General features: G+C 32.0%; 15 protein-coding genes and 1 pseudogene. 14 read left to right on the top strand and 2 right to left on the bottom strand.

The features are described from left to right. Positions 1-119 precede the first annotated feature (119 nt). Together DN392_RS16125 and DN392_RS16120 are read left to right on the top strand one after the other, a co-directional pair. Positions 120-920, top strand: coding sequence for a GNAT family N-acetyltransferase (locus tag DN392_RS16125; protein WP_001107076.1), 801 nt, complete (start codon positions 120-122; stop codon positions 918-920). 45 nt (positions 921-965) lie between these two features. Continuing rightward, positions 966-1829, top strand: coding sequence for a glycerophosphodiester phosphodiesterase (locus DN392_RS16120; protein WP_088321646.1), 864 nt, complete (start codon positions 966-968; stop codon positions 1827-1829). Between the two features lie 251 nt (positions 1830-2080). Here the strand turns inward: DN392_RS16120 and DN392_RS16115 are convergent, their stop codons facing one another. Next, entirely contained in the window at positions 2081-2542 is a 462-nt protein-coding gene (locus tag DN392_RS16115) for a DUF2306 domain-containing protein (RefSeq protein WP_048566330.1), read from the bottom strand. Between the two features lie 174 nt (positions 2543-2716). On the opposite strand from DN392_RS16115, the gene DN392_RS16110 reads away from it, so the two are divergent. Beyond that, positions 2717-3247, top strand: a complete 531-nt coding sequence (locus tag DN392_RS16110; RefSeq protein ID WP_000495200.1) for a DUF4269 domain-containing protein — start codon at positions 2717-2719, stop codon at positions 3245-3247. A 45-nt stretch (positions 3248-3292) separates the two neighbouring features. Here the strand turns inward: DN392_RS16110 and norG are convergent, their stop codons facing one another. Beyond that, a complete protein-coding gene (gene norG / locus DN392_RS16105) occupies positions 3293-4726 on the bottom strand; it encodes an efflux pump transcription regulator NorG (RefSeq protein WP_088321645.1) in 1434 nt (477 codons plus the stop codon). A 149-nt stretch (positions 4727-4875) separates the two neighbouring features. On the opposite strand from norG, the gene DN392_RS16100 reads away from it, so the two are divergent. The 11 genes and pseudogenes from DN392_RS16100 (at position 4876) to DN392_RS16055 (ending at position 13476) form a co-directional block, all read left to right on the top strand. Beyond that, positions 4876-5790: a DMT family transporter gene (locus DN392_RS16100; RefSeq protein ID WP_061672991.1), complete on the top strand. Its 915-nt coding sequence runs from the start codon at positions 4876-4878 to the stop codon at positions 5788-5790. A gap of 138 nt (positions 5791-5928) precedes the next feature. Beyond that, complete coding sequence (locus tag DN392_RS16095; RefSeq protein WP_061672990.1) at positions 5929-7290, top strand: family 8 glycosyl hydrolase; 1362 nt, start codon at positions 5929-5931, stop codon at positions 7288-7290. Between the two features lie 144 nt (positions 7291-7434). Continuing rightward, positions 7435-7929 (top strand): annotated as a pseudogene (locus tag DN392_RS16090) (nucleoside hydrolase). A 76-nt stretch (positions 7930-8005) separates the two neighbouring features. Beyond that, complete coding sequence (locus tag DN392_RS16085; RefSeq protein ID WP_064057182.1) at positions 8006-8464, top strand: GNAT family N-acetyltransferase; 459 nt, start codon at positions 8006-8008, stop codon at positions 8462-8464. Between the two features lie 30 nt (positions 8465-8494). Continuing rightward, positions 8495-8833, top strand: a complete 339-nt coding sequence (gene cutA, locus DN392_RS16080; protein WP_064057181.1) for a divalent cation tolerance protein CutA — start codon at positions 8495-8497, stop codon at positions 8831-8833. Positions 8834-8858: 25 nt separating this feature from the next. Next, the gene (locus DN392_RS16075) at positions 8859-9305 is read left to right on the top strand and encodes an NUDIX domain-containing protein (protein WP_048566328.1); all 447 of its coding nucleotides are present in this window, start codon (positions 8859-8861) and stop codon (positions 9303-9305) included. Between the two features lie 199 nt (positions 9306-9504). Further along, the gene (locus tag DN392_RS16070; RefSeq protein WP_001071373.1) at positions 9505-9774 is read left to right on the top strand and encodes a heterocycloanthracin/sonorensin family bacteriocin; all 270 of its coding nucleotides are present in this window, start codon (positions 9505-9507) and stop codon (positions 9772-9774) included. 101 nt (positions 9775-9875) lie between these two features. After that, positions 9876-10892: a serine hydrolase domain-containing protein gene (locus DN392_RS16065; RefSeq protein ID WP_000288908.1), complete on the top strand. Its 1017-nt coding sequence runs from the start codon at positions 9876-9878 to the stop codon at positions 10890-10892. A 31-nt stretch (positions 10893-10923) separates the two neighbouring features. Then, the gene (locus tag DN392_RS30420) at positions 10924-11067 is read left to right on the top strand and encodes a hypothetical protein (protein ID WP_000653369.1); all 144 of its coding nucleotides are present in this window, start codon (positions 10924-10926) and stop codon (positions 11065-11067) included. A gap of 284 nt (positions 11068-11351) precedes the next feature. Beyond that, positions 11352-12560, top strand: coding sequence for an L-lactate MFS transporter (locus DN392_RS16060; RefSeq protein ID WP_061672989.1), 1209 nt, complete (start codon positions 11352-11354; stop codon positions 12558-12560). 289 nt (positions 12561-12849) lie between these two features. Continuing rightward, positions 12850-13476, top strand: coding sequence for a cadmium resistance transporter (locus DN392_RS16055; RefSeq protein WP_088321644.1), 627 nt, complete (start codon positions 12850-12852; stop codon positions 13474-13476). Positions 13477-13506: the final 30 nt, after the last annotated feature.

The following is a 13506-nucleotide window of genomic DNA, read 5'->3' as shown; positions in this document are numbered from 1 at the left end:
TTTTAGGGGAAAAAAGAGTAATGTATAGAGATATTTTTATAGAAATAGATACATTTCTTATGTGTTATATTTAATACTGAAGAATTCGAAAACGAATTTTTATGAAAGGAGCAAAATGAATGAATTATAAACAGTTACTAATAGATAACTTCACATATAAAACCTCATATATTGCGCGGCAGTTACATGGAATGAATGTAAAAGAAACGAAGGACTACATTGCTGTCGAATGTGGTTTACCGGCAGATACATTTAATATCATTACTATACTAAACAATAATTTAACGGAAGGTATTGAGAAACTATATAAAGTGGTAAACAACTATAATCAAAAGAAACTTCCAATGAGTGTTTGGTTTTGGGATGATAGGCATGAGCAGACTATAAAAAGCGAATTAATAAAACTTGGCTTAAAAGAAGCAGAACAAAATATCGCGATGGTAGCAAACTTAAAAACAATACATCCAACAATAAATATGCCAAAAGATTTTAAGATACAAAAAGCCTTTTCACCAGGACAAATTAAAAAGTTTGGGGAAACATTAGCTAGTCTATTTGGTACATCAGAGGAAGGTATACATGTTCAAGCGTTCTACAATCAAACTGCTTCTTTCGATTTATGGAATAGTGAACAAATGAAACTGTACTTAGGATTTTATAAAGAAGAAGTCGTATCGGTTGGTTCATTAGTATGTACAAAAGATAGTATTGGTATTTATGATATAGCAACTAAAGAAGAATTGAGAGGGAAAGGGTTCGGCTCTGCTATGTTTAATTACTTGCTGCAAGAAGCAAAGGAATTGAAAGTTGCTCAATGCGTATTACAAGCTTCACCTGATGGCATTAATATTTATAAAAAGACTGGTTTTCAATCTGTAGGACAAATGACTGTTTTTGAAAATCGACATTTAATGGAATAAATCATCCAAGTCAAATTGCTTTCATGTAGGAGTTAAAACATCATTATGAAGAAGATATATATCGTTACAATCATTTGCACCTTTATAGTAATAGGTACTTTTGTTTTTCATAAAGCAAATGAACTTAAGTACACGAAAGCTATTAGTCAATTAAATCATATAAAAAACATTGCACATAGAGGCGCTTCTGCGTATGCGCCGGAACATACAATAGCAGCGTATAAATTAGGGAAACAATTGAGAGGAGATTATATAGAAATTGATCTCCAAATGACAAAAGACGGACATTTAGTAGCTATGCATGATGAAACAGTAAACCGCACTACAAACGGTACGGGGCTAGTTAAGGAACATACATTAGAAGAAATAAAGCAACTTAATGCAGGTTCTTTTTTTAATGAAAAGCATCCAAGTTTAGCAAAGAAAGAATTTGAAAATGCGAACGTTCCAACACTAGAAGAAATTATTAAAACGTTCGGGCATAATGCAAACTATTATATTGAAACAAAATCACCAGATGAATATCCTAGTATGGAAGAAAAGTTATTAGAAATTATAAAGCACTACGGAATAAATGATAAAGTTATTATTCAATCATTTAGTGAAGCAAGTCTGCAAAAGATTCATAGTTTAGATGTTAATATACCTCTAGTACAATTACTACCTTACAAAAAGGCAGCTCAATTAACTGAATTAGAGATGAAAAAGTATAAAACATACTGTATCGGTCTTGGGATGAACTATAAATATATTGATTCAACTTATGTAAAGAGAATAAAGAAACACGGATTAGAAGTTCATCCATTTACTGTAGATAATGAAACAGATATGAAAAAGTTAATTTTATGGGGAGTTGACGGGATGTTTACGAATTACCCAGATCGTTTACATTCATTATTACAACCTTAAACTATAATGGTGTAATTATCACTGAATCAATAATACAAGTACCCACAAGTATACAAAGATAGTTCGTCATCTACATAGAGCCGATATTGAAATGAAATCCGAAAAAGAATCCAATATTTTTATTGGATTCTTTTTATTTAGCTCTAAGTGACGAACTTAAAGCAATATGAATTTGAATTTGTTAATAAAATATTACATTGAGTATGATTTTTTGTAATTACCATCAGAAAGTAACGAAATTGTAATGAATTTTAACTACGATTTTTATATTTTTTTGATACACTGGCTACGAGAGGAATACCGATTAATGTAGGTAAAAACCAAAACCATATAGGCGGTAATAAATTAATTATGGGAATATGAATACCGACGTTTACTAAAAGTGCGGTAACGGCACCTATATAAGAGCCTAACATACCTCTAATATGGTGGTGAAGCCAATTTTTCCAACGTTTTTTTCGTGCGAGGTATCCATATATCGCAAATAAATAAGAGAAAATTGCTACATAAAATAAATATGCGATTTTATCCCAGTTTATAATGGATAATATAATTGCAGTAACGGTGATAACAACATAGGATGCATGATATATTTCACCCCATTCCGTATGTTTTCCTTTCTTCTTTTGAGCAACCATCGCTACAATACCGGTGATTAAACATATCGTTCCAAATAATATGTGGATGGTTAAAAGAATGTGAAAAATGCTCATAATAATTCCTCCTTTTTTATTTTTATAGTATTGCAGTATAGGAGGAAAGTTGAAACATATTGTTTGTTCGTCTTAATATATTGAAGTATTGGTACTCCTAGTACAAGTTTCAACGGATAAATTTTTCTTGAATTTAATGATACACGTATTACGTGAAATGAAGGAGAGACTTCCATGTTTACATCAATTACATATTTACAATCTGGGAATGAGAAGCAACAAAAAGTGTATGATGTTTTGAATAAACTTAACATTATGGAGGATTTAACTTTGTATAGTCCGGTTCTTTGCGGGACAATTCCTATTAGAATTGATACTCTTCAATCTGACTTAGATATAGTAATGGAAGTACATAACTTTGATGTTTTTGAACAGGAAATGAGATCTTTATACGGTTCTTATAAAGGATTCAAAATAAAAAAGAAAAAAATTAAAACTACAGAATCGATAAAGGTAAATTTTGAGTTTGAAGGTTTTGAATTTGAATTATTTGCTCAGCCTAAGCCAGTACGTAACCAAAATGCATATAGACATATGATAGTAGAGCACATGTTATTAATGCAGCATCCCCATATAAGGGAAGAAATTCTTCACTTAAAAGAGAACGGTTTAAAAACAGAACCTGCTTTTGCTCAAGTATTAAATATTGACGGAGATCCTTATGACGAACTTATTTTATTGGGACAGGAAATGAGATTGTGGTAAATACGATACACAAAAACTCCTCTTTTATTTATAGAGGAGTTTTTGTTATGTCATTAACTTACGGATTAATTCACTCAACAATTTCACCCCATAATTAATTTGCTCCGTAGAAGCATATCCATATGATAAACGAATGTACCGATCTGATTCTTCTTCATATATACGTCCTGGGTTTAAAAGAATTCCTTTTGATAGCGCCTCTGAAAATAATTTCTTCATCGGAATGCTAGGTACAATCTTTAGCCATATAAATAATCCACCACTAGGAATATCCCACGATGCAATATCTGCGCAGTACTTATTTAAAGCTCGTATCATGATTTGTCTTCGTTCTTTTAGTTTGATTCTTACGTTTGCAACATGTTCTTCATAAAAACCTTTATTTATCCATTCAGCAGCAACTCTTTGAGATAAAGAGCTCGATCCATAGTCTGTTTGCATTTTTATATCTGACAATCTATCAATAACTGGTTCGGGTCCAATGATCCATCCAATTCTAAGTCCTGGGCTAAGTGTTTTAGAAAGACTACCAACATATAATACATGTCCGTGTTTATCTATCGACTTTAAAGGAGCTGGAGGTGGTTCATCAATCCATAACTCTCGGTAAATATCATCTTCAATTATAGGTAACTGTTCCTTTTCACATATTTTTATTATTTCTTTTCTTCGCTCTTTAGACATTAATATCCCTGTTGGGTTTTGAAAACTAGGGATAGAATATAAAATGTTTTTCTTTTGACTATATTTAATACGTTTTAATAATTCGTTAGGTAAAATACCGTGATGATCCATACATATACCAGAGAGATTTATATTTGCTGATTGAAATACATGAAGTGAATATAAATAAGAAGGTTGTTCAAGTAAAACGGTTGATTCTCTATGCAAAAGACCAATTGATATTAATTGGAGTGCTTGTAATGCACCAGAGACGATTAATATAGAACTGGCTGATGTATGTATTCCGAATGATTTTACGTATTTACTAATTGCTTCACGTAACGGCAAAAAACCTTTTTGTTCTTCGTATCCAAAATAATCTATTTTGTCACTTACGCTTTTCATAATGGACTGCATAGTTTCTAGCGGGAAAAGTTGAGGCGCAATTTCACCTTTACTAAGATGGATAAGTTTTTTATTTGCTTCTGCTTCATTGATTTCTCTTACCATTAACTTGCTAGGTTTGTGAATACCAGCTTTTACATATTCACTCCAATCAGGCGGGGGATTCGTCGCTAATAATGACCATGTATTATTTGTTACAATTGTTCCTGCTCCAATTTTCCCTTGAATCAATCCATCTGCCATAAGTTCATCTAGCGCAGTTATTACAGTACTTCGATTTACATGAAATAATTTGGCTAACTGCCGTTGACTAGGAATCTTACTTCCAATAGGCCATTCTCCATTTTTAATTTTTTCTTTCATATAGTCTACTATCTGCCGATACTTAGGCAGTTTTTTATTAGTTGTCATAAAAAAACTCCCTCGTTCACTTTATAAATGCCAAGTGGTTGGTTTTTACGATAAATAACTGGTTGAAGACATTGTAACAACTATTAAATATGATGAAAAGAAATAATTGGTAATTATAAAGTGGTTGGTTTGAAGGGGGAGAAAAAAACATGAATTATAAAAAATGGGACTTTCGGATTATTTGTGCTCATGCTTTTACGATTTTAATATGGGGGACTGCCTTTCCAGCAATTCGTATGGGGCTCGAATCTTATACACCTGAGCACCTTACTTTACTACGTTTATTAATCGCTTCATTTATTCTTCTGTTGTTTTCCTTTATATACAAGTTACGACTGCCAGATTTAAAGGATATCCCAGCAATTTTTATATTTGGTGCTTTAGGATTTACTTTTTATCACATTGCATTAAACTACGGCGAAAAAACAGTAAATGCTGGATCTGCAAGTTTAATTGTTTCAGTCACACCTATAGTAACGGCTATTTTTGCATCTGTTTTTTTGAATGAAAAAATGAAATTAAATGGTTGGATCGGTGGTGTAATTAGTTTTATAGGAATTGCTTTCATATCATTTAGTCAAGGAGATGCTATTCAATTGAATAGTGGAGGATTATTTATTTTATTAGCAGCGATTTCAGAAAGCTTATTTTTCGTTTTCCAAACTTCTTACTTGAAAAAGTATGGCTTCTTGCCATTTACCATATATACAATCTTGTCTAGTACTATATGTATGCTTATTTTTTTACCAGGAGTTTATCAAGAAATACTGGCATCTCCAATTGAAGTGAATTTGAGCGTTATATATTTAGGTTTATTTCCAACAGTACTCCCATATATCGCATTGGCATATATCATATCTCATTCTGGTGCTGCTGAGGCAACAAGTTCTCTATATTTAACTCCAGTAACTGCATGTTTTATTGCTTGGATATGGTTAGGTGAAGTGCCGACTTTGGTTTCGATAATTGGCGGGGGAATTACTATAATTGGAATTGTGATTGTTCATATACCAGTATTAAGAAAAGAAAAACACAGGAATCTAGCAAATAATCAATCAGTATAATGTAATTCAAAAATAATTTTATGATACTTTTTTATATAGTTTCTTTCTTATGTTGATAAATATAATATTTTGTATTTCAGTTAAATATTGTATGTTACATTTTATGTAGTAAGCATTTTAAAAGGAGATGACAACATAATGAATGGAAAAAGAAAAGTTTTTACATGTATTTCTATTATAGGAATCGGGCTAGCTAGTTTTTCTAATTCTAGTTTTGCAGCAAATGTAACGGACAATTCAGTACAAAATTCTATCCCCGTGATTAATCAACAAGTAGCGACCGCAAAAGAAATGAAACCATTTCCCCAGCAAGTTAATTATGCAGGTGTTATAAAACCTAATCATGTTACACAGGAAAGCTTAAATGCTTCTGTGATAAATTACTATGATAATTGGAAAAAGAAATATTTAAAAAATGATTTATCTTCTTTACCTGGTGGTTATTATGTAAAAGGAGAAATTACCGGTGATGCTGATGGGTTTAAGCCACTTGGAACTTCAGAAGGTCAAGGATATGGGATGGTAATTACTGTATTAATGGCTGGTTATGATTCGAATGCCCAAAAAATCTATGATGGTTTATTTAAAACAGCAAGGGCTTTTAAAAGCTCTCAAAATCCTAATTTAATGGGGTGGGTTGTAGCAGATAGTAAAAAAGCACAGGGACATTTTGATTCTGCCACTGATGGAGATTTAGATATTGCGTATTCCCTTCTTCTTGCTCATAAGCAGTGGGGATCAAATGGATCTGTTAATTATTTGAAAGAAGCACAAGACATGATTACAAAAGGTATTAAAGCTAGTAATGTTACAAATAATAACCGACTAAATTTAGGAGATTGGGATACTAAAAGTTCACTTAATACAAGGCCATCAGATTGGATGATGTCACACCTTAGAGCATTTTATGAATTTACAGGTGATAAAACTTGGCTTACTGTTATTAATAACTTGTACGATGTTTATACACAATTTAGCAATAAATACTCTCCAAATACGGGGCTCATTTCAGATTTTGTTGTGAAAAATCCACCACAACCAGCACCTAAAGATTTCTTAAATGAGTCACAGTATACAAATGCATATTATTACAACGCTAGTCGGGTACCATTAAGGATTGTAATGGACTATGCGATGTATGGAGAGAAAAGAAGTAAAGTTATCTCTGACAAAGTCTCTTCATGGATTCAAAATAAGACGAATGGAAATCCTTCTAAAATAGTGGATGGTTATCAATTAAATGGATCAAATATAGGTAGTTATCCAACTGCTGTATTTGTGTCACCGTTTATTGCTGCAAGTACAACGAAAAGCGATAATCAAAAGTGGGTAAATAGTGGATGGGATTGGATGAAGAATAAGAAAGAAAGCTACTTTAGTGATAGTTATAATTTATTAACTATGCTATTTATTACGGGAAATTGGTGGAAGCCTGTACCTGATGATAAAAAAACACAAAATCTAATAAATGATGAAATGTATGAAGAATACGATAAATAATCGAATTTGAGAATAGTTACCTAGGAAAAGGAATTAGCATACGCTAGTTCCTTTTTTATATCTTGTAAAACACTATCCATTTTAAATTTTGCATAGATATACTTGCTTTTTTCATATAAATAGCTATTGATAAATCTATTTTTTATGAGGGGAGAGTATTTTTTGGAAAAAGTATTAAGAATATATTTCATGGGTGGTGTCTTTTTAGATGTAAGAAACGTTATCCCATTAGCAGAGGCAAATGTGTATGGAGATCCTATTGAAAGTAAAATTGTTTTTCAGCAAGCAAAGAATTTATAAATATTTCCTTTAAATGTAACTAACTATATCCAAGCTAATTCAAAGAATCCATTCCATACGATAATGAAACCAATGTATGATTACTATTTTTCTGCATACCAAAAACTTAATCCATCTATCGAAGGGCCTTTGCTTCATGATGTGGTTGCTATAAGTGGATTAGTAAATCCAAGTTTTTTTGAATTTGTGCATCGTACAGTGAATGTAGATACATACGGAGATACGAAAGGACAAACATTTGCTGATTTTCGACATAGTTCTATATCAGAAGGAGCCAGTATAGCTTTAGAAATAGATGAAGAAAAATTTATTCAAGATTTTATTAAAACTATGTTATAAGTCGCTGTCGAAACAGGGAATTATTTTACTACGTTGAATATATACATACATTCTCTTTATAAAGGAGCTTATAATATTGAATGTCCAGTTAAAGGTTGTTACGAGAGATAATTGGGAAGATGCTTTAAAGTTACAAGTTAAAGAAAATCAGACGAAATTTGTGCCAGCTGTAGCAGTTTCACTAGCTAAAGTGTATATAAAACCAGATGGTGACAATGTAGAGTACATACCATTTGCGATATACGACGGCAATCTAATGGTTGGTTTTATTATGCATGCTGTTGTAAAAGAAACAAATGATATGTATTGGATAAATGGATTTATTATTGATCAAAAGCAGCAAGGTAATGGTTTTGGAAAAGCGGCATTACAAGAAAGTATTTCCTTAATAAAAAATACATGTAAGGCGTGTAAAGAAATTAGATTAACAGTACATAAAGATAATATCTCTGCAAAGAAACTATATGAACGTTACGGTTTTCAACCATTGGGACATGATTATGATGGCGAGCAAGTATATCGTTTATTCGTTTAACCATTATGAAGTAAAGGTGTGAAATGAAAGATGCAATTTTCAGAAGTGAAAATCGAAGTGTTTATTCCCGAAGAATACATTGAAATATTACGGAATGAAATAAATAGAATTGGAGCTTGTAAAACGGGGAAATATGATCATTGTCTTTCCTATAGTTCCGTGAAAGGATACTGGAGACCATTAGACGATGCATCACCTTTTAATGGGGAAATAGGTCAAATATGCGAAGGGCAAGAATGTAAAATTGAAATAAAGTGTAAAAGGGACCTTGTAAAGGATGCACTTAAAGTTATTAACGAAATTCACCCGTATGAAACACCTATGATTTATATTATCCCTTTATTAAATGACTATTTTAATCAAATATAAAGTGAATGACTGGGAGGATTAACAATTGAAAAATAAATTCCATCATATTGTACGAGCTGTTATGTTAAAGGATAATAAATTGTTAGTGGCTGAATATATTGGCCATCATTATTTTTTGCCGGGTGGTCATGTTGAAATTGGCGAATCAGCTGAGAATGCATTAATTAGAGAACTACGAGAAGAACTCGGAGTAAACTGTAGTATAAAACAATTTTTAGGAGTCATAGAAAACCAATGGGAAGACCGAGAAGTTCTTCATTATGAAATCAATCACATTTTTGAAGTAGATTCGCAAGAGTTACATATTAATTTAAGACCAAAATCTAAAGAATCTCATTTAGCGTTTCACTGGATAGATTATAATCAAGAAGCTTTACATACGTATAAAATCATGCCAGCGCCTTCAGTTAAAGAGTTACTGGAAAGAAAATTAAGCGATGAACTACTAAACTGTTGGATTAGTAATTTTTAAACACCTCTATTAATAATAAATACGTCCACCGAAATAAGATTAAGAAAATAGGCTAAAAAACAAGGTACATCACCTAGTGTAAGTTCATATTTTGTTGATGTACGCATTTAGTCGATAGCCTTATTTCTACTTTGTTTGCAAAAATATATTACTTTTCATATTTGGACGGAATTTATATTTATAAATGGAGGGTTTCGTAATGAATCAGTTTCAACAAGAACTACAATCATTAAACCTTAATGATTATCAATCTGGTAATGTTGTGTATTGGGATCAACTGCAACAAAATCAATATCCATACTATTACATTCAAGATGACGCGCGTCGTTGCGGCGGATGCGGAGGTTGTGGTGGACGTTGTGGCGGATGTGGCGGTAGATGCGGTGGTTGTGCAGGTCGTTGCGGCGGATGTGTAGGCTGTGCTGGATGTTTCGGTTGCTTTAATTGCTGGAACTGGTGGATCATTTAAGTATAAAACATCAAAGCTATTTTGCTTGAAAGAAAGGTGTGAATACTATTTTGCACTTTTCTTTCAAGCTGTAATTTTTATGCGTATTAAGGGGGATTTATTTGTATACATACGATAAGTTAATTTCTTGGGTAGAAAATATAAAAGAAAATAATCATAGTTCTGCAACAGCACTTTGTATTATAAAAGATAACAAAATCGTACTAGAGCATTATAGTGGCCATCATTCAAATATATCTACAAGTAAAAAAATAACAGCATCTTCACAATTCAACGTTGCTTCTGCGAGAAAAAGTTATTTAGGATTAATGGTAGCATATGCGCTTTACGAGGGGAAAATAAACTCTATTGATGACGAGGCGATAAAGTACTTTAATGATTTCGACCCTGTATTACTTGGTAAAACAACGATAAGACATTTAGTAACCCATTCGCACGGTTTAGGAGAAACGAATGACGGGACAATTTTTCGTGAATTTGAACCTGGACAAGCATGGGCGTATAGAGATATTAATGTCAGAATGATAACACGTCTTATTTATCAGCTATATAACAAAAGTTTTCCTGAATTGTTAAAGAAGCGTGTATTTGATCTAGCTAACTTCAAAGAAACAGGTTGGAGAATTCAAGAACATGAAAAATTAGTTAAAGTTGTTGATAATCCAAATGAAGACGCGATTAGTGAAATTGGTACGGTAGATGATGGTACTGAAAAAAATCTATTTGTCTCAGCTAGAGAATTTGCACAGTGGGGCAATCTTCATTTAAATCAAGGTGTGATAAACGGAAAACAAATTGTTCCAAAAGAAGTTATAAAAATTGCTACGAGTTTGCAAAGTCCAACATTTACAAACAATGAACTACCACAAAACGGGTTGTTTTGGTTTGTTCAAAATGAACCTGCGCTTTCAAGTGAACTTGGTGAACGAGTGCCGAAAGGGTCGTATCAAATATTAGGAATTACAGGACCGACTCTTTTAGTAATACCTGAATGTAATGTAGTTGTTGCGAAAATGTATAATAAAAGATATAACTACGGCGGTGATAATTATTTATATTATTTACGTGAATTTAGCAATTTAGTCGCTGATACATTTCGTAACGGTAATAGGGCATAATTACTCCTATAATGAAAAGGAGTGAGAGAAAGTGAAAGATAAAATGAATAAAAACAAAAAGCAAAATATAAAAGATGTAAATACAGAACAAAATGCTATTTATAGTGATCCTAAAGATGCTGCTAATATGCAAACGGTACCGCAGCCGAAAGATTTTGATGAAATTGAATATTAATTTTTCATTCATCGGACTATATGATGAATGAAAAATACATCTTAAGTCCCATCACATAACAAAAATCTTTTGGTATCCTATATACATAAGCATTTGAAAATGTCTTATCTTAACAAAGCTTTCTTTAAGTAAATCTAATATAACCTGCGAAAAGACACTTCATTATGAAGTGTTTTTTTGTGTATATGAACTTAATTTCCATTTTTCACACAGTATCTTGCATTTTATGATGGTTATACTAACTGTGAAAATTCATGTCAAGATAAAAAAAGGGGACAGTTAGTATGAAACAAACTTCTATAAATCCGTTACTAATTGTTCTAGGTACAATTATTGTTCAAATTGGCCTTGGAACAATTTATACATGGAGTTTATTTAATCAACCCCTTGTTAGTAAGTTTGGATGGAACCTCAATTCCGTAGCGATAACTTTCTCCATAACAAGTTTTTCATTATCATTCTCAACCTTATTTGCAGGAAAGTTGCAGCAAAAATTAGGACTTCGTAAACTCATCGCTACTGCAGGGATTGTTCTGGGACTCGGTTTAATACTTAGTTCACAAGTTTCTTCCTTACCGTTACTATATTTATTAGCTGGTGTCGTTGTTGGTTATGCAGATGGAACTGCTTATATTACATCACTATCTAATTTAATTAAATGGTTTCCAAATCGAAAAGGACTTATTTCTGGCATATCTGTTTCGGCATATGGAATGGGCAGCTTAATCTTTAGATATATAAACGGAAGTCTTATCGATAGTCTTGGTGTATCACAAGCATTTCTATATTGGGGTATCATCGTTTTACTTTTAGTATTAACCGGATCGTTCTTCTTACGTGAAGCAATAGTGAGTAATGCTGTAACTGAGACATTACACAATGATTATACGCCTCGTGAAATGATGCGAACGAAACAAGTATATCTTTTATTTTTTATGCTATTCACATCGTGTATGGGCGGTCTATATTTAATCGGTATGGTAAAAGATATTGGGGTACAGCTCGTTGGACTTAGTGCAGCAACTGCCGCTAACGCCGTTGCAATGATTGCAATTTTTAATACGGTAGGTAGAATTGTTCTTGGAACGTTATCAGATAAAATTGGCCGAATGAAAATTGTCTCTGCAACATTTATTATTATTGGATTGTCAGTCTTTACTTTAAGTTTTATCCCGCTAAATTATGGCATTTATTTCGCTTGTGTAGCAAGTGTTGCCTTCTGCTTTGGTGGTAACATTACAATATTCCCGGCCATTGTCGGAGATTTCTTCGGCTTGAAAAATCATAGTACAAATTACGGAATTGTTTACCAAGGTTTCGGATTTGGTGCGCTTGCAGGAGCATTCATCGGAGCACTACTTGGTGGATTTCAACCAACCTTTATTATAATTGGTGTGCTATCTGTTATCTCTTTCGTTATTTCAATATTAATTCGTCCACCAAAAGCAGAAAAGAAAAAAGAAACAAAACATTTATATCGGAAAGTAGCTTAATTCTGGAAAAGAGTCCTAATAAAGGGCTCTTTTTATATTACAAAATATTTGATTTCCCCTTTTTAATAAATGTGTAGGAAGAAAAGAGTTACTTAATTCAAAATGAAATGATTTGAAAAGTAATAAAGTGATTTATTTCTCAACGAACTAAGTAGCAGATTAGTAAAATATTCATATTGTTTTATAAAGGTACTGAAATCATGTTATAAAACTACATTAACCACCTTTGTTATTAGATAGGCAATTCATTTGTATACCATTATTTTATTATAAAGGTAGTTGGCTTTTATTGGTTACAACTATAATTTCTTCTTTTATTGCATTCACTTCAACAAATATTGATGATATTTTTATACTTCTTGTTTTATTTTCACAAGTAAGGACAGAAGTAATTAAGAAAGAAGGTAGAAATGTCCGAGAAAAAACTAAGGTGAAAGAACTTTATATTGTTATTGGACAATATTTAGGATTTAGTTTAATTATTTTTCTGAGCATCATTGGTTCTTTAAGCTCCTTTTTCATTCCTATATCTTGGATTGGGTTATTAGGATTCGTGCCAATTTATATGGGAGTGAAAGGACTATTGTCACTTCATTGTTATAAAGGTAATGAAGTCATTGATAACGCTTCTAGTTCATTATTTAAAGTAGCTTCGATTACATTAGCTAATGGAGCTGATAATATTTCAATTTATATACCGATGTTCGCTAGTCAAAATCTTAAAACAAATATTGCTACATTAATTATCTTTTTTTGGATGATAGCAATATGGTGTTTTATTAGCTACAAATTGTTAAGGACTCCTATTTTAGCTAAAGTAATTGAGAGAAATTGTCATATTATCGTTCCAATCGTTCTAATTGGTTTAGGAGTGTTCATTCTTTTTCGCAGTGATACAATTGAATTATTCTACTAACATGTTGGAACTAACGGATGTATTAATTAA

Source organism: Bacillus sp. BB51/4, from assembly GCF_008368845.1.
In the GTDB taxonomy this organism is placed as follows: domain Bacteria; phylum Bacillota; class Bacilli; order Bacillales; family Bacillaceae_G; genus Bacillus_A; species Bacillus_A wiedmannii.
This window is presented reverse-complemented; position numbering and strand designations above follow the sequence as displayed.

Coding starts and splice junctions, on each gene's coding strand:
- DN392_RS16125 (WP_001107076.1), top strand. CDS start 120: ATGAATTATAAACAGTTACTAATAGATAACTTCACATATAAAACCTCA.
- DN392_RS16120 (WP_088321646.1), top strand. CDS start 966: ATGAAGAAGATATATATCGTTACAATCATTTGCACCTTTATAGTAATA.
- DN392_RS16115 (WP_048566330.1), bottom strand. CDS start 2,542: ATGAGCATTTTTCACATTCTTTTAACCATCCACATATTATTTGGAACG.
- DN392_RS16110 (WP_000495200.1), top strand. CDS start 2,717: ATGTTTACATCAATTACATATTTACAATCTGGGAATGAGAAGCAACAA.
- norG (WP_088321645.1), bottom strand. CDS start 4,726: ATGACAACTAATAAAAAACTGCCTAAGTATCGGCAGATAGTAGACTAT.
- DN392_RS16100 (WP_061672991.1), top strand. CDS start 4,876: ATGAATTATAAAAAATGGGACTTTCGGATTATTTGTGCTCATGCTTTT.
- DN392_RS16095 (WP_061672990.1), top strand. CDS start 5,929: ATGAATGGAAAAAGAAAAGTTTTTACATGTATTTCTATTATAGGAATC.
- cutA (WP_064057181.1), top strand. CDS start 8,495: ATGCAATTTTCAGAAGTGAAAATCGAAGTGTTTATTCCCGAAGAATAC.
- DN392_RS16070 (WP_001071373.1), top strand. CDS start 9,505: ATGAATCAGTTTCAACAAGAACTACAATCATTAAACCTTAATGATTAT.
- DN392_RS16060 (WP_061672989.1), top strand. CDS start 11,352: ATGAAACAAACTTCTATAAATCCGTTACTAATTGTTCTAGGTACAATT.